Genomic DNA, 19,718 nt, shown 5'->3' with positions numbered 1-19,718 from the left:
GGCCGGCTTGCCACTTCCGCCAGCCGCTACTTCATGTCGCGCGCCACACGAAAGCCGTTCTGCGACTGCCGCACGCTGGGGCTGTACTTGAAGCGCGTGGACGACACCATGTAGCTCGCCCCTTCGCGCCAGGAGCCGCCGCGGATCACGCGTGCGCCGCAGGCGTTCTCGTTCCACACGCGTCCGTCGGCGGGCGCGCCCTTGTATGTGCTGTGCCAGCAATCGGCCACCCATTCCCACACGCTGCCGTTGACGTCGTGCAGGCCGTACGGGTTGGCCGCGAACGTCCCGACCGCGGCCGGCGCATCCTGGCTCCATGGGTCGCCGCAGTCCTTGCAGTTGGCATTGCCCTTGCGCATATGGTCGCCCCACCAATAGGCACTGGCGGTGCCGCCGCGCGCTGCGTATTCCCATTCCGCCTCGGTGGGCAGCCGGTAAGTCTTGCCGGTGGTCTTGCTGAGCCAGGCCACGTACTGCTGCGCGTCGTCCCAGCTGACGTCGCGCACCGGCGCGGTCTTCGGGCTGTCGGCGACGGTAGGGACGCGCTGGCAGCCGCCGGCGTCGGCGCAGGCATTCCATTGCTCGACCGTGACCTCATAGCGGCCGATGGCAAACGGCTGGCCGATGGTGACGTGATGCGGGGGCTTCTCGGCGGGATCGCTGGCACTGCTGCCCATGGTGAAGCTGCCGGCCGGCAAGGAGACCAGCACCGGGCAGGTCGGGCAATCGCGGATCTCGCCGTTGCGCAGTGTGGTGCCGACCGCGCCGCCCGCCGCTGTGCCCGGGCGCGGCGATGCCGCTGCAGGTGGCGCAGCGGGTGGCGACGCCGGACGCGCTGCCGCGGCGGGTGCGGAGGGGGCCGGGGGCCGCGTGACCTGGCCCCCGGCAGTAGTGCCGGAGCGGGGCGGCGGCGAGGGCGCGGGCGCCTGAGCCTTGGGTGCGGAGGCAGACGTCGCCAACCGCTCCAGGCGGGCCTTGGCCAGCACCGCGAAGCGCCCGTTGGGGTACTGCTTCAGGTAGGCCTCATAGTCGCCGGCGTAATTGCTGTTCTTGATCGATTCCCAGAAGCTCAGCTCGTACTGCTCGTCGGTGTTCTTGGGCATGATGCCTGCGAGCAGCAGCGGTTGCGTGGCCGCAGGGCCTGCGGCAGCGGCGGCCGGCTGCGCAGGCAGCGGCGCGGCGGCGAGCATCGCGGCCATGGCGGCCGCGCGTACGACTGGTAGATTGCGCCACATCTTCACACCTCGCTGGAGCCGCGGCGATCCCGCTGCATGCCGGTGGCTGCCGGCACATGCGTCGGGGGCGCATTGTGGTGTTGCCGAGACGTCGACCGGCTTGCTTCAAGATAGCACAGCGCTTGTGTCTCCGGCGGGGCATTGCCATGCTGCCGCGACGCGCCGGGTTCGCTTTTTCCGGGCTTGCGACCTAACCTGAATGACGAATCGCCGAGCGCTGACCAACAAGCAACAAGAATGGGCTTTCGGGACAACGTGATCGGGTTTCGGACTGTTTCCGGGAGGCGCCGCGTATGTCCAGACGATTCCTGTTCCGCCTGCTGGCGGCTGCCACCCTGGCCGCTGCGCCGTCGCTTTCGCTGTCGACGGCAGCGCCGCCCAATGCCGAGGCCTACATCATCTGGCCGCACGATGGCACGGTCATCAGCGGCGGCAAGTTCTGGGTGCGCATGGGCCTGCGCAATATGGGCGTCTGTCCCAAGGGCGTCGAGTCGCCGCGCTGCGGGCACCACCACCTGCTGGTCGACACCGAGCTGCCGCCGCTGGACAAGGAAATCCCTTCGGACAAGAACCACCTGCACTTCGGGGCGGGCGAGACCGACGCGCGCATTGAGTTGCCGCCCGGCAAGCACACGCTGCAGTTGCTGATGGGCGATGCCAAGCACGTGCCGTTCGAGCCGCCGATCTATTCGAAGAAGATCACGATCACGGTGAAATAGCGGTGCAGCGCGCGCCGCAGAAGCCGGACCAGGCCGATCAGTAAACAGGGGAGAGCACCATGTCCAGACTACTTGCCGCGGCTGTCTTTGCCGCCAGCCTGCTGCTGTCAGCGGTGGTGCAGGGTGGTTCGACGCCGGCGCCGCCCAACGCCTACCTGTATATCGGCTGGCCCAACGACGGGCAGACGATGCCCGCGGGCAAGCCATTCAAGGTGTGGTTCGGGCTGCGCAATATGGGGGTGGCGCCGAAGGACGTGAAGTATCCCAATACCGGGCACCATCATCTGCTGATCGATGCGGATCTGCCGCCGATGGACAAGGAAATCCCCAACGACCGCAATCACCTGCATTTCGGGGCGGGGGAGACCGAGACCATGATCGAGCTGCCGCCTGGCAAGCATACGCTGCAGCTTTTGATGGGCGATGACAAGCACATCCCTACCAACCCGCCGGTTTATTCGAAGAAGATCACGATTTATGTGAAGTAATTGGGGGTGCTGTGGGGGCTGCGCTTTGTATCTCGTAGTTGTTCGATGGCCCCCTCGCTGCGGTTTGCATCTGCCAGATGCAAACCCCAGCGCAGTGGGCACCTTCCCCCCGAGTGTCTCCCGCCCGCCAACACCTACCAGACACCTGTTGGCCGCAACCCGCCACCACCACCCACCGCCAGGCATGCAGCAATGACTCCACAACGCTGCCACAATCGAAAAACTCCCTTGTTTACAGGCATTTAAGCGAGAGCAGCGCGTATGGCCAAGCCCCTGGCACGCTCCCTGCGGTTGTCTCTTCCAACCCGATGCTCGAGACCAACCCCCTAGACAACACCTCCCGCTGACCCCATGCATATCGGGGTTGGTGCGCGCGCCCGCGCGCACCACAATACAGACAGACTTCGCGGCCCCGGCATGCCATGGATAACTCAAGTGCATCCCGCCCGCCGCCGTCGCACGCAGGAACCCATCGTGCCCGAATCCATCATTGCCTCGCCCGGGGTTACGTCAACCGCCGCGCCGCACCGTACTGCCTGGCTGACCGCGCTGGCTGCCTGCACGGCCCTGCTGGCAGGCTGCGCCGACTTCCGGCCGCCGGTGTACCAGCGCCCGGAAACCCCGGCCAAGGCCGAATGGACGCGCCAGGGTTCGATCACGGTGTCGCCGGCCGAAGCGGTGCAGCCCAACTGGTGGCACGGCTTCAAGGATCCCTACCTGAACCAGCTGATCGAACAGGCGCTTTCCGGCAACTACGACATCAAGGTGCTGGCGGCGCGCATCCGCGTGGCCAACGCGCAGATCGGCGAGGCCAGCGCGGGAGCGCTGCCTGTGATCGGTATCGGCGCCGGCGCGAACTTCCAAAAGACCACCGGGCAGAAGTCCACCACGATCTATAACGCCGCCGCCCAGCTGAACTGGGACATCGATATCTGGGGCAAGGTCGAGAAGGGCGTGCAGGCGCAGACCGCCGAGTTCAACGCGACCGAGGCCGACTGGCGTGCCGGCTACCTGACGCTGGTGTCCAATGTATCGACCACTTACTTCCAGATCCTGCAGTTCGACGAGCAGATCGAGCAGCAATCGCGCACCGTCGCCAAGAACGGGCAGATCCTGTCCACCTTCCAGGCGATGTACCAGAACGGCCTGGTGCCCAAGATCCGCGTGATGCAGCAGCAGGCGGAAATCAACCGTCTCAACAAGGACCTGCTCGAACTGCGCCGTTCGCGCGATGTGGCCGAAAACGCGCTGGCGACGCTGGTCGGCGTGCCCGCGGGCAATCTCAAGGTTCCGGCCGGGCGCCTGCAGGACCGCGTGCAGCCGCCCGCGGTGCCGGCCGGGCTGCCGTCGCAGTTGCTGGCGCGTCGTCCGGATGTGGTGGCCGCTGAATACCGCGTGCTGGCGGCCTACAACATCGTCGGCCAGGCACGCCTGGCGCAGCTGCCCACCATCAGCCTGACCGCGAGCGGCGGCACCGCCAGCTTTGCGCTGAGTTCCCTGCTCAAGTCCTTCACCTTCGGCCTGGCGCCCAGCATCAACCTGCCGATGCTCGATCCCAACATACGCGCGCGCGTGAAGACCACCGAGGCGCAGGTGGGTGTGGTGGAAAACGAATATGGACGCACCGTGATGACCGCGTTCGAAGAAGTGGAGAGCGCACTGGTCAACGTCGACGCGCACAAGAAGCAGCGCATCGAGCTGCAGCAGCAGGTTGAGCAGCTGCGCGTCGTGTCCGCGCAGATCGAGGCGCAACTGAAGGAGGGCGTGGTCTCGCAGCTGGAAGTGTTTGAGACCGAGCGCTCGCTTCTGACCGCGCAACTGCAGTTGTTGGCGGTCCACCAACAGATCCTGGCCGACACCGTCACCCTGTACAAGGCGCTCGGCGGCGGCTGGCCCGATACCGATGTGCGCAACGCGGCCTCGAATCCCGCGCAATAAGTGCTGCCAGAGGTTCCGTGGAGGTGTTCATGTGATGCCGGCGTAAGCAACGCGTTGCGCAACGCGTCCGTAGCCCTGGCCGCTTGCCCCGCTGCATGTGCCGCTATCGTGCCAACCGCGCGTCCCGCGCCCGATTGACTAGCCTTAGCCGTCGCCTACTATGTTCTTAGTCGCTTCACTCCCCCTGGCCTGCCACCGCGGCAGCCGCGCTGTTGGCTCGCTGGAAACATGGCTCCTGACGAAGCACTGATCATGGAAATGCCGGTGAAAATGGCCCAGGGATTCACGCGGGAGCTCTCTCAGGATCTGGCGCAGGAATTCGATGTATTCCTGACGCCCGTCGCGCGCCCCGATCTGAGCGAGATCCGCATCGACGAAGACCTGTTCGCCGTCGGCCGCAGCGAGCTGCCGTTCGCCGCCTACCCGGAAGACCTGGCCGCGCCGCTGTCGCGCCGGCATGCGCGCATCTTCGCCGAGCATGGCGCGGTTTATGTGGCGGATCTCGGCAGCAAGAACGGCACGCGCGTGAACGGCGCGGCGGTGGCGCGCCAGCCGGCGCAGCTCAGCGATGGCGATGAGGTGGCCTTCGGGCCTGCGCTGTCGTTCCGGGTCCGGCTGTCGCCGCGCGCGCCGCAGCCCGAGCCGCCGCGGGTGGCGGTGACGCTGGTGCCCGAACGCGGCGATGTCGGACTGCAGCCGCTGCACGTGGACGGCTTCCCGTACCTGATCAGCAAGGCCGACGATGCCTTCGCGCGCTACCGCGACAGCTATCCGCAGCAGGTCAATTACCTGTCGCGGCGCCACGCGCACGTGTACCTCAGGGGTGGCGTGCCGTTCGTGGAAGACCTGGGCAGCACCAACGGCACCTTCGTCAACGGCAAGCGCCTGGCAGACCACGGCGTGCGGCTGGACGACGGCGACCTGATCGCCTTCGGCGGCAACCACTTTGTCTACGAGGCGCAGGTCCAGCGCACGGGCGATGGCGATGCCACCGCGACGCGCTCGATGCTGCAGCCCGTCGCCGCGGCACCGGACAAGCCGGCCGCTTCCCCGGCGCCGGCCGAACGCGACGAGGATGACCGCACCACCTTTGTCGGTGCGGCCGATTCCTTCCTCGACATCTTCTGCGTCGACTACGCCGCGCAGCAGGACGACGAGGTCAACGCCGAGGCCGAGGCACAGGCCGCGGCGGCCACTGCGGCGCACGACGGCGCGCAGGCGCGCCGCAAGCGCGGACGTGCCGCGCTGTTGCTGGCGGAGGGCGCCAGGCTGTTCGGCCTGGACGATCCCGCACGCACACGGCGCGCGGCGCGATGGGGTGGCGCGTTGCTGTTGCTCGCAATACTGGCGGGCGCGGCCGTGTACTGGCGCGGTGCGGCGGAGCGCGAAGTGCAGGCCTTGTTTGCCGCCGGCGATCACGCCCGCGCGGCGCAGGCCGCCGACGACTACCTGGCGCGTCATCCCGACGATGCCCAGGTGCAGGCCCTCGGCGCCGAGGCACTGCTGCGCGCTTACGTGCCCGATTTTGCAGCCAGGCTGAAGGCCGGTGATGTCAGCGGCGCCGATGCCGCGCTGGCCCGGATGCGCAAGCCCAGTGCCCACAACGCCGATGCGCGGCCGCTGGTGGCCGAGCTCGACTGGATCGGCCGGCTCGAACGCTTCACCGCGCAGCGCGGCGCCGACGCGCCGATCCGCCTCTACACCGACGAGGCCCCGATCCGGCAACTGCTGGCGTACTGGAACCAGGACACTACCGCGCACCAGCGCGCGCTCGGGCGCATCGCGGCCGATGTGCCGGCGTTCCGCGATCTCTATGCCGATGCGCTCAGTGATGTGCGCCGCCTGCAGAACGATGCCTCGGTCTACCTGGCGGCGATCGACCGGCTGAACGCCACCATCGCTGCCGAACTCGGCCGCGACCGCCCGGAGGCGTTGCAGCCGGTCATCGCCGAGTATCGCGAGAAGTACCCGCGCCTGGCCGGGCTGGACCGCGTGCAGTCGGACCTGGACCGCTACACCGCGCTGATGCAGGCACTGCGTGCGCGCCGGCCCGGGCCGCTGGTGGCGCGGCTGGCCGACAGCCGCTTCGCCACGCCGCCGTTCCAGGCGCAGTTCACCAACCTGGCCGCGCGCCTGCCGCCGCCGGAGATGTCGCGCCAGTATGCAAGTGCGGCCAGGGCGTGGCAGCAGGGCGACAGCGCTGCGGCGCTCGCCGGGATCAGGCAGATCAGCGGCGGCCCCTGGGCCGACGACCTCGCGCGCGACCTGTCGCACAAGCAGAAGGTGGCGGCGCAGTACGCCGAGTTGCAGTCCGCGCGCGGCAGCAAGGACTATGAGGACCGGCTGCTGGGCTTCTACGCCATGCTCGATGCCGACGAAGACGGCCACTTCGCCAAGGCGGTCGAGGCCGACGTCAACGGCGTGCGCGACAGCGCCCTGCGGCGCGCGCGGGAGCTGATGGGCAGCGCCGTCGCCGCATGGAAGCAATACCGCAGCAATGGCGTGATCGGCAGCGAGCAGCGGCTCGAGCCCGGCATCTCGCCCAAGTTCCGCGCGCAGGCCCGGTTGCTGTCGCAGGCGCAGGGAGACGCGCGCCAGGGCATGCGCATCTTCACGCAACTGCGCGCGGGGGAAAGCGCCGACCTGGCGCAGCTCGCCAAGGTCGAGGAAGAGATCCGCGCCGAGGCCGACCAGCAGCGGCACGCGCTGCGCGAATTGCGCACCGTGCTCGATCCCGCCGTGCTCAAGACCAAGCTGGAACTGATCGGCGGAGAAGACACCGGCAAGGCGCCGGAACCGGCCGCGGCTGCCGCGGCGCCACCGCAAGCGGGGCAGCCATGAAGGACGATGCCCGCCAGGGCGGCCTCAAGCCACTCTCCGAGGCACTGGAAGACCACAGCGCCGAGGGCATTGGCCTGTTGAGTGCCGAGCCGTCGCGCCTGGGGTTGCTGACCATCGTCACGACTTTCGCGCTGGTGCTGTGCGGGCTGGTGTGGTCCTTCGTCGGGCATGCCGATGTCATTGTCACGGCGCAGGGCACGCTGGCGCCGGAATCCGAGGTGCGCCGCTTCTATGCCCCGGTAGACGGCGAGCTGGCCGACCTCTACGTGGCCGAAGGGCAACCCGTGTCCAAGGACGACGTACTGGCGCGCCTGAATGCGCGCGGCGCAATCGAGGCCGCGGCCAATGCCCTGGAGGCGCAGCTCAAGCTGGAAGACTCCGAGCGCGAATGGAAGCAGTTCCCCGACAAGAAGGCGCTGATGGAACGCCGCGCGGCGGCGCTCAAGCAGCAGATCGACGTGGCCACGCGCCAGCACGAGACCCGTATCGCCGAAGGCACCACGCGGCTTGCCGAACAGCAGCGCGCGCAGTTGCAGGAAGCGCGCAGCAACCTCGAGAACGCCCGGCGCGCGCGTGAATTCGCGCGCCAGGAGCAGGACCGCTACGCGCGCCTGCTGGCGTTGCCGGGTGGCGGTGGCGTTTCGCAGTCGCAGGTGGATGCCAAGCGCGCCGCGGCGCAGGACGCGGAGAACAACCTGCGCGTGGCGCAGTCGCGGCTGGCGGAGCTGGACGCACGCCTGGGCCGCGAGCTTACCCAGGCCAGTTCCCAGCTCGAAAGCAGCGGCCAGGACCTGGCCGGGCTGCGCGTGCAGTACGAGGCGGCCCTGCGCGAGATTGCCAACACCGAGGACAAGCTGCGCCTGCAGGTGCAGACCGCCCGCCTGGTGGCGGACGCGGCGGCGCGCATCCGCTTCGAGAACATCGACAAGGACAACTTCCTGCTGATCCTGGCGCCGGTGTCGGGTGTGATCACCGATGTCACCTCCACCCAGCGCGGCGACAAGGTGCAGGCCAACACGCCGCTGGGGGGCATTGCGCCCAAGGATGCGCGCCCGGTGGTGAAGATCGTCATCGCCGAGCGCGACCGCGCTTTCCTGCGCGAGGGCCTGCCGGTCAAGCTCAAGTTCAGTGCCTTCCCGTACCAGCGCTACGGGATCATCGAGGGCACGCTGGAATTCATCTCGCCCGCCACCAAGCCGGGCGGGCCCGACAAGCAGCCGGTCTACGAGGGCCGCGTGCGCCTGGCACGTGACTACTACGCCGTGGCCGACAACAAGTATCCGTTGCGTTACGGCATGACCGCCACTGCGGAGATCGTGGTGCGCGAACGTCGCCTGATCGACCTGGGGCTGGACCCCTTCCGAGAGGTGGCCGGCTAGCGTGGCCGGGGCAGTCGGGGGAAACACAAGCAAAGCACATCTGGACAGCCTGGCGCGCAAGCGCGCGGGGCCGCCAAAGGAGCCGAGAAAATGACTGGCATTGTGCGTATCGACGACGAGGTGCTCGGCGTCGAGGAGTTCGTGCGGCTGCTCAAGCTGACCGGGCAGTTCGAAGGGCTGGTCGAGCAGATCGTGCGCGACAAGCTGACGGTGCACGCGGCGAAGCGGCAAGGCATGGTGGTCACGCCCGAGGAGATCCAGGAACGCGCGGACCAGTTCCGCCGCGTGCAGGGCCTGCATCGCGCCGCCGACATGAACCACTACCTGGATGCGCTGAACATCAGCCTGGACGAGTTCGAGGTCTTTGTCACCGACAACCTCTACCAGGAGCGGATGATGGAGCAGGTCTGCAGCGAGGCCGCGGTGCAGGCGTACTTTGCGCTCAACTCGCCGCGCTTCGACAGCATCGAGGTCAGCCATATCGTGGTCGACAGCGAGGGCAAGGCCAAGGAGCTGATCTCGTACCTGCAGGATGATCCGGAGGCCTTCGCCGAGATGGCGCGCGAGCATTCCATTGCCGACACGCGCGAGCGCGGCGGCGAGATCGGCAAGGTGCTGCGCGGCTCGCTCAAGACCGATATCGAGGCCAAGGTCTTCAACGCCGAGCCGGGGGACCTGCTGGGGCCGTTCCCGTCGGCGGACCGTTCCTTCTTCGAGGTCTTCCTGGTGCGCGACAAGCACCAGGCCACGCTCGACAGCGAGGTGGCAGTGGAAGTGCGACGCCTGCTGCGCGAGGACTGGCTGATGGCCAGGGCGCAGGAACATGTCATCGAAGCCCGCTAGCGAGTCCGGCCAGGCCGGCGATCGCGCCGGCGCGGCTGCCCCGGACAAGCCGGAGGCAGGATCGGCGCTGGCCGCCTTTCTTGCCTCCGTCGAGATCCTGTCGGTGCTGACGCCGGAGGAGCTGGCACGCCTGGCGGAAGCCGCGCAGGTGCTGACCTTTGGCTTCGGCGACACCGTCTGCAATGCCGGCGAAGCGGCGCCGGGCCTGTTTATCGTCAAGTCCGGCTCGGTGCGCGTGTTCAACGAGGAGCACGGCAAGGAAATCAGCATGGGCGTGCGCAAGGCCGGCGAGGTCTTTGCCGATATTGCGCTGCTGCGCGACTACCGGCATGAGTCGTCGGTGCGCGCCTCAGGCAAGACCGAGCTGCTGATGATCCCGCGCAGCGTGGGCGAGCCCGTGGTGGCGGGCAACCCCGCCGCGCTGGCCTTTATCACCAGCTATGTCGCGATCAGTTCGGCCGGCGGCTTTGTCGCGCGGCTCTTCGACCTGCGCGGCAAGCTCGACAAGCAGGAGCTGGAAGACGCCGTGCGCAGCGTCGGCGTCAAGCGCGTGGCGGCCGGCAAGGAGATCCTGAAGCAGGACGGGCGCGAGGACCGGCGCTTGTACGTGGTGCGCCAGGGCACGGTGCGCATCGTGCGCAGCGAGGAGGGCAGCGAGTTCCCGCTGGCCACGCTGGGGCAGGGCGATATCTTCGGCGAGCGCGCCTGCGTGATGCGGCAGGAGCAGCTGGCCTCGGCCATTGCCGAAACCGACGTGCGCCTGCTGGTGATCCCCGAGAAGACGGTGCAGCTGATCCTGGAGCGCAACCCGCGCCTGCGCGAGGTGCTGGAAGAGCGCATCCGCGTGCTGGACCGCGAGCTGCATCGGCAGAAGAAGCTGGCCGAACGGCGCAAGCGCCCGGTGCTGCTCGACCTGCATTCCAAACCGGAGCTGGGCGAGAAGCTGATCCGCCGCTTCGCGCTGGTGGAGCAGGCCGAGGAGATGGATTGCGGCGCGGCCTGCCTGGCGATGATCTGCCGGCACTACGGCATCCCGATGACGCTGGGCAAGTTACGCGAGCTGGCCAACGTGACCACCCAGGGCGCCACGCTGGACAGCCTGGCGCGCGCCGGCGAAGCGCTCGGCTTCACCACGCGCGGGGTGCAGTGCACGCGGGATTCGCTGATGGGCTTCGAGCTGCCCTTTATCGTGCACTGGGAGGGCTACCACTACGTGGTGGTGTATGGGATCTCGTCGCGCTGGGTGTGGGTGGCAGACCCGGCCATCGGCTTCCGCAAGATGAGCGCGGAGGAGTTCGAGCGCGGCTGGAGCGGCACCTGCCTGCTGTTCACGCCGGGCGAGAGCATGACCCAGCTGTCGGTGTCGCGCTCGCCGTGGCTGCGCTTTATCGGCTATCTCGCCCCATACAAGAAGATCCTGGCGCACCTGTTCCTTGCGACCTTCGTGATCCAGATGCTGGGCGTGGTGCCGCCGCTGATCATCCAGAACATCCTGGACGGCGTGGTGGTGCACCAGAACGTTGGACTGCTGCACTTGCTGATCGCGGGGCTGATCATCTCCAGCGTGTTCTCGCAGCTGATGGCGACGATCCGCGCCTACCTGGCCAACTTCATGGTGCGCAACATGGACTTCGCCATGATGTCGCACTTCTTCAAGCACACGCTGTCGTTGCCGCTGTCGTTCTTTGCCAAGCGCAAGACCGGCGACATCTTCGCGCGCTTCCAGGAGAACCAGACCATCCGCGCCTTCCTGACCGAGTCGACGGTGACCACGGCGCTGAACCTGCTGATGGTGTTTATCTACTTCACCATCATGTTCCTCTACAACGTCAAGCTGACGCTGCTGCTGATCGCCTTCGTGATCCCGATCGTGGCACTGACGGTGGTGGTGACGCCCAGGGTCAAGACCTACGCGCGCGAGGTGTTCGCGGCCTCGACCGATGCCAAGGCCCACCTGATGGAGACACTGGGCGGCGCCGAGACTGTCAAGGGCATGGGCATCGAGCGCCCGGTGCGGCTGCGCTGGGAGCGCAAGTACGCCAAGGCGCTCGAGGCGCAGTACAAGGCGCAGGCCTTCCATATCCTGGTGGGGCTGGTGAGCCAGCTGCTCAATGCGGCCACCACCATCGCGGTGCTGTGGGTGGGCGCGACGCTGGTGCTGGAGCGCGAACTGACCATCGGCCAGCTCATTGCCTTCAACGCCTTCATGGGCAGCGTGCTGGCGCCGCTGATGGGGCTGGTGGCGTTGTGGGGCCAGCTCAACGACGCCGGCGTGGCGATGGAGCGCCTCGGCGACGTGCTCGACCTGGAGCCCGAGCAGAAGCCGCAGGACGTACTGTCGCGCGTGATGCTGCCCGACCTGCAGGGCGAGATCGTGATGAAGGACTTGTACTTCCGCTATGGCGGCGAAGACACGCCTTACGTGCTGGAGAACATCAGCTTCGCCATCCGGCCGGGCGAGATGGTGGCCATCGTCGGGCGCAGCGGCTCCGGCAAGACCACGCTGGCCAAGTTGCTGGTGGGCTTCTACAAGCCCACCGAGGGCTCGATGTCGGTGGACGGCTACGACCTGAACGTGATCGACGCGGCGTTCTACCGCGCGCAGGTGGGCTACGTGATGCAGTCCAACCTGCTGTTCTCGGGCACCATCGCCGAGAACATCGCCTGCGGCGACGACAGCCCCGATCGGCGCCGCATCGAGGAGGTGGCGCGCATGGCCGACGCCCATGCCTTTATCAGCAAGCTGCCGCTGGGCTACGAGCAGGTGGTGGGCGAGCGCGGCATCGGGCTTTCCGGCGGGCAGATCCAGCGCCTGTGCATCGCCCGCGCGCTGTACCACGACCCGCGCCTGCTGGTGTTCGACGAGGCCACCTCGGCGCTCGACACGCAGTCAGAGAGCAACATCCTGGCCAATATGCAGGAGATCCTGCGCGGGCGCACCGCAGTCATCATCGCGCACCGGCTCAGCACCATCATGCAGGCCGACAAGATCCTGGTGCTGTATGAAGGCGCCATCGTCGAGCAGGGCCGGCATGAGGAGCTGATCGAGCGCAAGGGCATGTATTTCCAACTGGTGCAGAAGCAACTGAGCGCGGCATGAAGCTATACAACCAGGGTGCCACCCCCGCCTCGGTCACCTCGCCGGTGTCGTTCGCCGGCCTGATCGAGAAGATCGAGATCCTGCGCTCCACGCTGCGCTGGTCGTCGCGGCTTGACCGCCCGGAGATCGAGAAGCTGCTCAAGCAGGCCACCACGCTGCGCGACGAGGTGATGGGGCTGTCGCACAAGGAGCGCTTCGTGCAGGCGGCCTCGGCCGAGGCCGCGCCGCCGCAGGAAGAAGTCGAGCGCATGCCGCGCGAGCGCCGGCAGGCGCTGGTGGAGCGCAGCTTTATTTTCGAAGGGACCTTCGGCGATAACCCCAAGTTGCTGGAGGCACTGGAGATTGCCGAGAAGGCCGCGCCGACCGACCTGCCGGTGCTGATCGATGGCGAGAGCGGCACCGGCAAGGAGCTGATGGCCAAGGTGATCCATGCCAATGGCTCACGCACCGACAAGCCGTTTATCTCGGTCAACTGCGGCGCCATTCCCGAAAGCCTGATCGAATCCGAACTGTTCGGCCACAAGAAGGGGGCCTTCACCGGCGCCAGCAACGACCGGCGCGGCAAGTTCGAGAGCGCGCATACCGGCACCATCTTCCTGGACGAGATCGGCGAGCTGCCGCTGACCGGCCAGGTCAAGCTGCTGCGTGTACTGGAAGCGCACGAGATCCAGCGCGTGGGCTCGGACGAGGCGATCTCGGTCGATACGCGCATCGTCGCGGCCACCAACAAGGACTTGCGCCGCATGAGCCAGGCCGGCACCTTCCGCGAGGACCTGTTCTACCGCCTGAGCGTGATCCACGTCAGCCTGCCGTCGCTGCGCGAGCGGCGTGACGAGATCCCGCTGCTGGTGTCGTACTTCAGTGACGAGGCCGCCGGCATGCTCAAGCGGCGGCCGCTCAAGCTGACGCCGCGGCTGCGCGACTTCCTGCTGCACTACGACTACCCGGGCAATATCCGCGAGCTGCGCAACCTGCTGTACCGGCTGAGCTGCCTGGCCGGCGACACCGCCGACCTGGCCCACCTGCCGCAGGACATCCGGCCCAAGCCCGCCGCGCTGGCGGTGGTCGGCGCGGGCACGGCAGCCGCGGACATCACCATGGCGACGTCGCTGAGCGAGGCCAAGCGCGCCGCCAGCGACGAGGCCGAGCGGGCCTTCCTCGAACGGGGCTTGCAGGAAGTCGGCGGCACCGTCGCCGAACTGGCGCGGCGCTTCGACATGAACCGCTCGCACCTGCAGATGCTGCTGAAGAAGCACGGCATCCACTCGAAGGATTTCCGCGCCAACCGGCAGGCCGAAGGCGGCAAGGGGTAGCAAGGGGGAAGGGGCCGAGGCTGCTGGCGGTCGGGCCTTCAGGCGTCCAGCTCGGGATTGACCAGCGTCTTGTCAGAGCCGTAGGGGTCCGCCGCACGGAGCACCACCACCGACACGTTGTCGCGGCCGCCGGCATCAAGCGCCATCTGCACCAGCGTCGGCGCGGCTTGCGCAACGTCCTGCTGCGCCAGCACCGCCGCGATGTCGTCATCGTCGACCTCGTTGCTCAGGCCATCGCTGCACAGCAGGTAGACGTCGCCATCGGCCACCTCGGTCAGCAGCTGCTCCGGCGCCAGCGTCGGGGCCGCGCCGACGGCGCGTGTGATGGTGTTCTGCGCGGGATGGTGGCGCGCTTCTTCCGGGGTGATCAGCCCGCGCGCCAGCAGGCGCTCGACCTGGTTGTGGTCCCGCGTGAGGCGGGCGAACTGGCCGCCACGCAGCCGGTACAGGCGGCTGTCGCCGGCCCACACGCAGGCGCAACGGCGATCGCCCGCCAGCAGCACCACCACCGTGCTGCCGATGCAGCGCACGCCCAGGCGCGCCGCCTCATCGACCAGCGCCAGGTTCACGCCCTGCAGCGCCGCGCGCGTGGCGTCGACCCGGTCTTCCAGCCGGGGCTGCGGCGGCAGCGTAGCCAGCGCCTGGACCACCGCCTGGCTGGCGAAGTCCCCCACGGCATGGCCGCCCATGCCGTCGGCCACCGCCCACAGGTCCTGGCCGGGCAGGTCCAGGCAAGCGTCCTCGTTGCGTTCGCGCACGCGCCCGACGTCCGTGCATGCGGCCGAGGTCCACTGGAAGTGCGAGTCGAAACCCAATCTTGTCTCCGGTCCGCGTGAAGCTCCGGACGAGCCGGGGCGCTGCCACGGCGGCGCTGGCGCTCAGATCAGCATCAGATCAGCCGGCCGTCGTTCCTCGCGCCCTGGTCGCCCTGGACATTGATATTGGCGTTTGGCGCGTTGTTGCGGATATCGATGTCCTGGAACTGGTTGTTCATCTGATCAGCATAGAAGCTGTAGTTGATCTCGTAAAAGTTGATCACTGTCCCGAGCGGCAGCGCAGACGAGGGCACGAACGGGCGGATCCACCCGAACACCCACCGCCCGCCGGCGCCGCGCACGCGGGCCATGGCGGCGGGAGCAAGGTCGCGGCAGCTGGCGAGGTCGTTGATTGCAAGGGTGGCCTTGATCGGTCTCCGGTGGATGTGGCGTGGCGCCGGGGGCGGTACCCGTATTGAGCAAGGCGCGTGCCACAGCATGGGTCCGGCAGGAGGGCGACCGGAATCCCAAGGCTGGCGCGGCCTGCAGGGAGGGGTGGGGACAACAGGGTCCACGCCGGCAGGCCAGCCACGTTGGCGTGGACCCGACACCCCGGCCAGCCAGTGTCGGGATTCACCCACCACAGCGTACGCATCGCGCGAGCCCTCCCGCCAGCCCGCCCAGGCCTGGCGGCGCGCGGCGAATGGTGGCTGCCAGCCAACAGATCGGCCGCCACGCGGTTGGCTGCCATCCGACAGTCCATCCCCTCCAAAACCCTCGGATTCCCGCCAAGCCGTTGTCCTGCCGTACCTCCCTGCTGTTGGCATGGTTGATGCGGTTGGTCTGGCATGAAGCAGCAATGCCTGCAGCAACCAGACAGACCGAGGCCAGCCATGAACATCCAGGAACAACAAGAACGCGCTACCGGCAGCGACGATCGTTTCGCCGACCCGCTGCCGCTCGGCGCCCACCTGGTCACCGAACGCCACGGCTACGCCCATCATGGGATCTATGCCGGCGCCGGCCGCGTCATCCACTACGCCGGTTTCGCCCGCTCCCTGCAAGCCGCGCCGGTTGAAGAAACTACCCTCGAAGCCTTCGCCGCCGGATTCGGCATCGCCGTCAGGCCGGAACCCTGCGCCTGCTTCGCCGGCCGTCAGGCCGTCGAACGCGCCCGTTCCCGCGTGGGCGAAAACGCCTACCACTTGCTGACCAACAACTGTGAGCATTTCTGCTCCTGGTGCCTGTCCGGCGAAAGCCGCAGCGAGCAAGTGGAAACATGCATGCGCCGCCCGCGCGCCGCGCTGCACATCGGCTGGCTGCTGCTGGGCGCGCTGCTGCAAGCCCAACTGGGCGGCCTGAACCTGGGCCTGAGCCTCGCCTGAACCGCGCGGCCATCACCGAATCAAGGAGCCTGCCATGTCCGGACTGATCGACTGGGAACTGCGCTGCAACCTGCGCGGACAAGCCTGCCACCGCAGCTGTGCCACTGCCGCCGCCAACTGCGCCCGCGGCCGCCGCCGGCCGGGGCGCCGCGCCCTGCGCCATGCCGGCCGGCCGACGCGCCTGCCGTCGTCCGGCCGCCTTGCCGGGCGAGGCCGCCGGGATGGGTCCGCCACCGCCGGCGAGCCGGGCAGGTGCGGATTTTGATATACTCCGGGCCGTCTCCAGGATCACCGCGCCCGCGGTTCCCGATCCTGACAGTCCTGTCCCTCGCCGTAGTTCAATGGATAGAACGAGCGCCTCCTAAGCGCTAGATACAGGTTCGATTCCTGTCGGCGGGACCACAGAATGGTTCGCTGTGGTTCTCTGAAGTTCTCTTTCCCCAAGTAAATCAAGGCATTCCGGGCAATCTACGTTCGCCGTCGTTCTCCAAAGTGCGTTGGCATCCGCAGATTTTCGCCACTCGCGCATGACCGGACACGGCTTCCGTGGGGTGGCATCGACGGCACTGAATGAGCTAGGGTTTCGCCCGGACAGTGAAAGCTTTTGCATCCAGCTCCCACTCTATCCCCGTCAGAGTGCCTGTCACCTGTTGTTTGCCTTCCACTTTGGTAACACCAAGGTATTCGCAAACTTCTCGATCAGATATGCGGCGACCTCTTCATAGGTCGTACAGTCACGCGTGTCCTCCTGCTTCGTCATCTTTGTCCCGGCGCTGAGATGGTTGGTATTCCCTAAATCATGCGTGACGCTGTACGGTGCGCTCATTCGAACTTGCGTGGCCTCATGGTGGCGCGGATATACAGAGGGTGCTTCGGACTTCCATCTCGGTTAAGCCCGAGGTGATAGAGGAGGTTGCCGTGGCCACACATCCTGACGATCCGCAGCACCTCCGTTGCTCGGGCCAGCGCCGCTTTGTGCGCACCCCAGGCGCAGATCACCATCGAGCAGCGGTCGATCGCATCCATCACCGCACAGTCGTTGCGGTCGGGCCGGTCGCCCATCGGCGACGGGTGGGTCAGAACGCCGTCCGGGTCGGTTGATCGCAGCGGGAACAAGTTCACCACCTCCAGCCGACCATACTTGCCGGCCAGCGCACGCTGCAGGCACCGGGTGATCGTCGGGTCGTTGACCTGGTGGTCAGCGGTCGACGGATTGAGCATGATGAAGCCCAGCGCAGGCCGGCTGGTATCCCAATCGCGCCAGAGGCGATAGCGGTACTGCTCGCAGTCTGAAAGGATGCAGCCGGCCTCACCGTCGAAGGTCTGGGTGGTCAGGTGCTTCATGCTACGATCTCCAAAACAGGGGGCCACCATGGGCATTGAGAGCTATAAGGACTACATAGTTCGTGGCTTTGCGAAGCAACTGGCTGATGGCTCGTTCGAAGCCTTTGGCACCGTGCAAAAGGACCATCTTGTTCTGGAGGCGTCTGAGCCTCTGGGCTCCTATGCAACGTTCGAATTTGCCGTCGCGGCAGGCATCGCATGGGCGAAAGCGTGGATTGAGGATCAACGCTGATCCCTCCGGAACTCCACCTCCCACACCCACGGATTGGCTTCCCAGGCTCCGGCGCCGTTGATTTGGTCCCGCAGCAACCGATAGTTGCCACAGGCGTCCTCGGCTTCGTTCGCACCGCAGCCTTCGGCCTTGGCATCTCCCTCGCTGCAGTCCTGCAGCCGCTCAACGCGCACGCCGGTCACTTCCAGCACTAGGCGGCACAGTGCACGCGGCATGTGGATGCCGGGCTTCCAGATGATGGCTTCCGCTGGAGGGGATATTCTCGAAGCAGGCGGGTACGCACGCGGGTAGTCGGCACGGTAGACGGTCGGGCCGGGGTCCAGCGCTGCTGGGGTCTCGCGTACCGTCGGCGCGGGCACCGGGATGGCCACCCACGCGCTGCTGCGCTTCGAAAGCGCGCTGATAGGCGGCTGCGTTCGCAGCGGTTCGCTGGAGACAGAGATGCCAAACGCCCTTCCCTGGGTTAGCGGCACGGGGAAGCACTAGCAATGCTAGTTTTCAAACTCAATAGCGTAGCTAGCTGATAATCATTGGTTGTTCTAATAGCTGAGCTATTTTTAATGGGCGTACAAATACCGCCACTCGGGCTGCTGGAGATGTCTTGATGTCGCGGCCATCCGTCGCAGGGTGCTTGGGAGACTTGGGGCCGACATTTCCTTCCTACGTCGTCGTGGCCTGGGCGCCAGTGCGTCCACTCCTCCCGCATGATACTGGCGTACCCACCTCGCGACGACGCTGGTCCCGCCTCGCAGATCGAACAGCGCTGCAACCTGACGATAGGACAACCCGTCACGCCACATCCACCGCAGGACTGATAACTTGAACTGTACGTCGTACCGGCTGCACTTTTTTTAATGCTATTGTGTCGTGATGGGTATAGCTGCCGACCCAGCGCCGTATGGCCTCGGGATCCAGCCCCATCTCCTTGGCCAGGGCCTTAAAGCCGGCCCTTCCAGTCAAATAGCGTTCGACGCCCCGGCGCTTGAACCTCTCATCGTACTTCGCCATGAAAAACACCCCAAAGGTTGGATCGGTGTCCAACTTTTGGGGTGCAGTTCAAATCCCGGTGGGGCTACTCGTTCGGGTTCGAGTCAGCGCTCCGGCTTCCTCCTTTTTCGCCTCGGCTTTGGCCAAGGCGGGTGGTAGCGTCGGCTTGAGGCCGAGTCAGTCTGCCTTGCTGTGCAGCCCTGACGCGTACGCCGGGTCATATTGCGCTTTCCAGCCCTTTGCAACCCGGTCTATCGCGGTCTGCTGGCAGACGCCCGACTGAATCTGGCGGTGGACTTCAGTGTTTGCCGCGTCGCTCTGGAAAATGCGGGTGCCGGCTGCTATAGGCTGTTCTGGGGAGCATGGCTCAGGCGCTTTAGGTATTGGGTCTTTGTCCACCACGAGCGGTCTACACCAAAGGTGACACGCCGGCGCGTCCGCACGCGTCGGCACCTCTATCGCGTGAACCGCTTTTGCGGAACCGCTCTTGGTCGTTTGATCTTCATCCAATCGCGCGACCGCTCCCGGTACACTGAGCCGGCGCGCTGCCCAATCACTTCGTTCAGTCCCAGCATCAGAGCCTGGCCATGGAGCCAGGCGCCGTTGTCGACGCTGTCTACATAGCGAAGATTCCCCTGCGCTGATTCTTCTACCGACGCGCGAACTTCACCGTGCTCGGGCCGAACTCCACCCATCGACCTACCGGGTGCCGTCGCACTCGCCCGTCGTCGTGGAACGACAGGTAGTCGGGCGTCCAGCGCAGCGCGCGCACGTGGCGCACATCGACGCCATGGACGGTGATCCCGTCTTGCGCCTCGCTGACGCCTTCGCAGGCCAGCCGCTCTTCGACCTGGTCATCAGCGAAGAACTGCGCCTCGAGGAATATGGATGGCGTCGCGCGCCGCTCAGTGGACATGCTGCCACGCTTCGACAATGGCCCCGAAGGTGACCGGCATCACCTTGTGGCGAATGAGGTCAGCGATCTCGTCGTTCTTGGGGTAGCCCATCAAGGGCGAAGCACGCAGCATGCGCAAGATGTTCGGATCAACCTTGCGCGTTGTGGCGACGGCCACGACGACCTCGTTTTCGATCTAATGGAGATGTTGCCAGTGGGGTGCCCGGCGCCGCGGTGGCGGGCTACGATGGCGGGGATAGCTTC

General features: G+C 66.7%; 18 protein-coding genes, 1 tRNA gene and 1 pseudogene. 12 read left to right on the top strand and 8 right to left on the bottom strand.

The annotated features are described in order from the left end of the window. Window positions 1–26: 26 nt before the first annotated feature. Window positions 27–1,103 (bottom strand): formylglycine-generating enzyme family protein, encoded by a 1,077-nt coding sequence (locus ACW4E8_RS09125; protein ID WP_456804424.1) that lies wholly within the window; start codon window positions 1,101–1,103, stop codon window positions 27–29. A 425-nt stretch (window positions 1,104–1,528) separates the two neighbouring features. Here ACW4E8_RS09125 and ACW4E8_RS09120 point away from each other — a divergent pair, with 425 nt between their 5' ends. The 8 genes from ACW4E8_RS09120 to ACW4E8_RS09085 all read left to right on the top strand — a co-directional run bounded on the left by ACW4E8_RS09120 (window position 1,529) and on the right by ACW4E8_RS09085 (window position 13,856). Then, window positions 1,529–1,954 carry a DUF4399 domain-containing protein gene (locus ACW4E8_RS09120; RefSeq protein WP_340526780.1) on the top strand — a complete coding sequence of 142 codons (426 nt, stop codon included), beginning with the start codon at window positions 1,529–1,531 and terminating at the stop codon, window positions 1,952–1,954. A 59-nt stretch (window positions 1,955–2,013) separates the two neighbouring features. Continuing rightward, window positions 2,014–2,442, top strand: coding sequence for a DUF4399 domain-containing protein (locus ACW4E8_RS09115; protein ID WP_010813600.1), 429 nt, complete (start codon window positions 2,014–2,016; stop codon window positions 2,440–2,442). Window positions 2,443–2,859: 417 nt separating this feature from the next. Further along, on the top strand, window positions 2,860–4,380 hold the full coding sequence (locus ACW4E8_RS09110; protein WP_456804200.1) for an efflux transporter outer membrane subunit: 1,521 nt from the start codon (window positions 2,860–2,862) through the stop codon (window positions 4,378–4,380). A 228-nt stretch (window positions 4,381–4,608) separates the two neighbouring features. Continuing rightward, window positions 4,609–7,221, top strand: coding sequence for an FHA domain-containing protein (locus ACW4E8_RS09105; protein WP_456804199.1), 2,613 nt, complete (start codon window positions 4,609–4,611; stop codon window positions 7,219–7,221). Continuing rightward, window positions 7,218–8,600 carry an HlyD family efflux transporter periplasmic adaptor subunit gene (locus ACW4E8_RS09100; protein ID WP_456804198.1) on the top strand — a complete coding sequence of 461 codons (1,383 nt, stop codon included), beginning with the start codon at window positions 7,218–7,220 and terminating at the stop codon, window positions 8,598–8,600. Before ACW4E8_RS09105 ends, ACW4E8_RS09100 begins: the two co-directional genes overlap by 4 nt. 90 nt (window positions 8,601–8,690) lie before the next feature. Further along, entirely contained in the window at window positions 8,691–9,443 is a 753-nt protein-coding gene (locus ACW4E8_RS09095) for a peptidylprolyl isomerase (protein WP_456804197.1), read from the top strand. After that, window positions 9,424–12,543 (top strand): ABC transporter transmembrane domain-containing protein, encoded by a 3,120-nt coding sequence (locus ACW4E8_RS09090; RefSeq protein WP_456804196.1) that lies wholly within the window; start codon window positions 9,424–9,426, stop codon window positions 12,541–12,543. Before ACW4E8_RS09095 ends, ACW4E8_RS09090 begins: the two co-directional genes overlap by 20 nt. Then, complete coding sequence (locus ACW4E8_RS09085) at window positions 12,540–13,856, top strand: sigma-54 interaction domain-containing protein (RefSeq protein ID WP_456804195.1); 1,317 nt, start codon at window positions 12,540–12,542, stop codon at window positions 13,854–13,856. The genes ACW4E8_RS09090 and ACW4E8_RS09085 overlap by 4 nt, the downstream gene beginning before the upstream one ends. Before the next feature lie 38 nt (window positions 13,857–13,894). Here ACW4E8_RS09085 and ACW4E8_RS09080 read toward each other — a convergent pair whose 3' ends face one another. Beyond that, complete coding sequence (locus ACW4E8_RS09080; RefSeq protein ID WP_456804194.1) at window positions 13,895–14,671, bottom strand: PP2C family protein-serine/threonine phosphatase; 777 nt, start codon at window positions 14,669–14,671, stop codon at window positions 13,895–13,897. A 74-nt stretch (window positions 14,672–14,745) separates the two neighbouring features. Next, window positions 14,746–15,111 (bottom strand): hypothetical protein, encoded by a 366-nt coding sequence (locus ACW4E8_RS09075; RefSeq protein ID WP_456804193.1) that lies wholly within the window; start codon window positions 15,109–15,111, stop codon window positions 14,746–14,748. 393 nt (window positions 15,112–15,504) lie between these two features. Here ACW4E8_RS09075 and ACW4E8_RS09070 point away from each other — a divergent pair, with 393 nt between their 5' ends. The 3 genes from ACW4E8_RS09070 (at window position 15,505) to ACW4E8_RS09060 (ending at window position 16,398) form a co-directional block, all read left to right on the top strand. Beyond that, window positions 15,505–15,996: a lecithin retinol acyltransferase family protein gene (locus ACW4E8_RS09070; RefSeq protein ID WP_456804192.1), complete on the top strand. Its 492-nt coding sequence runs from the start codon at window positions 15,505–15,507 to the stop codon at window positions 15,994–15,996. Window positions 15,997–16,030: 34 nt separating this feature from the next. Then, entirely contained in the window at window positions 16,031–16,261 is a 231-nt protein-coding gene (locus ACW4E8_RS09065) for a hypothetical protein (RefSeq protein WP_456804191.1), read from the top strand. A 62-nt stretch (window positions 16,262–16,323) separates the two neighbouring features. Further along, window positions 16,324–16,398, top strand: a tRNA-Arg gene (locus tag ACW4E8_RS09060). Window positions 16,399–16,818: 420 nt separating this feature from the next. On the opposite strand, the gene ACW4E8_RS09055 is transcribed toward ACW4E8_RS09060, so the two are convergent. Further along, window positions 16,819–17,340 (bottom strand): DUF1643 domain-containing protein, encoded by a 522-nt coding sequence (locus tag ACW4E8_RS09055; RefSeq protein ID WP_456804190.1) that lies wholly within the window; start codon window positions 17,338–17,340, stop codon window positions 16,819–16,821. 28 nt (window positions 17,341–17,368) lie between these two features. Here ACW4E8_RS09055 and ACW4E8_RS09050 point away from each other — a divergent pair, with 28 nt between their 5' ends. Beyond that, on the top strand, window positions 17,369–17,572 hold the full coding sequence (locus ACW4E8_RS09050; protein ID WP_456804189.1) for a hypothetical protein: 204 nt from the start codon (window positions 17,369–17,371) through the stop codon (window positions 17,570–17,572). Here the strand turns inward: ACW4E8_RS09050 and ACW4E8_RS09045 are convergent. The 4 genes and pseudogenes from ACW4E8_RS09045 to ACW4E8_RS09030 all read right to left on the bottom strand — a co-directional run bounded on the left by ACW4E8_RS09045 (window position 17,563) and on the right by ACW4E8_RS09030 (window position 19,632). Continuing rightward, window positions 17,563–17,943, bottom strand: coding sequence for a hypothetical protein (locus tag ACW4E8_RS09045; protein ID WP_456804188.1), 381 nt, complete (start codon window positions 17,941–17,943; stop codon window positions 17,563–17,565). The two genes, ACW4E8_RS09050 and ACW4E8_RS09045, sit on opposite strands and share 10 nt — an antisense overlap. Window positions 17,944–18,169: 226 nt before the next feature. Beyond that, a pseudogene (locus ACW4E8_RS09040) lies at window positions 18,170–18,580 on the bottom strand (helix-turn-helix domain-containing protein); the annotation flags it as partial. Between the two features lie 628 nt (window positions 18,581–19,208). Beyond that, window positions 19,209–19,475 carry a hypothetical protein gene (locus ACW4E8_RS09035; protein WP_456804187.1) on the bottom strand — a complete coding sequence of 89 codons (267 nt, stop codon included), beginning with the start codon at window positions 19,473–19,475 and terminating at the stop codon, window positions 19,209–19,211. Next, window positions 19,465–19,632: a hypothetical protein gene (locus ACW4E8_RS09030; RefSeq protein WP_456804186.1), complete on the bottom strand. Its 168-nt coding sequence runs from the start codon at window positions 19,630–19,632 to the stop codon at window positions 19,465–19,467. Before ACW4E8_RS09030 ends, ACW4E8_RS09035 begins: the two co-directional genes overlap by 11 nt. Between the last annotated feature and the right edge of the window lie 86 nt (window positions 19,633–19,718).

The organism is Cupriavidus sp. CP313, from assembly GCF_054072015.1.
The sequence above is the reverse complement of the archived record's forward strand: the minus strand, read 5'-3'. Positions and strand labels throughout refer to the sequence as shown.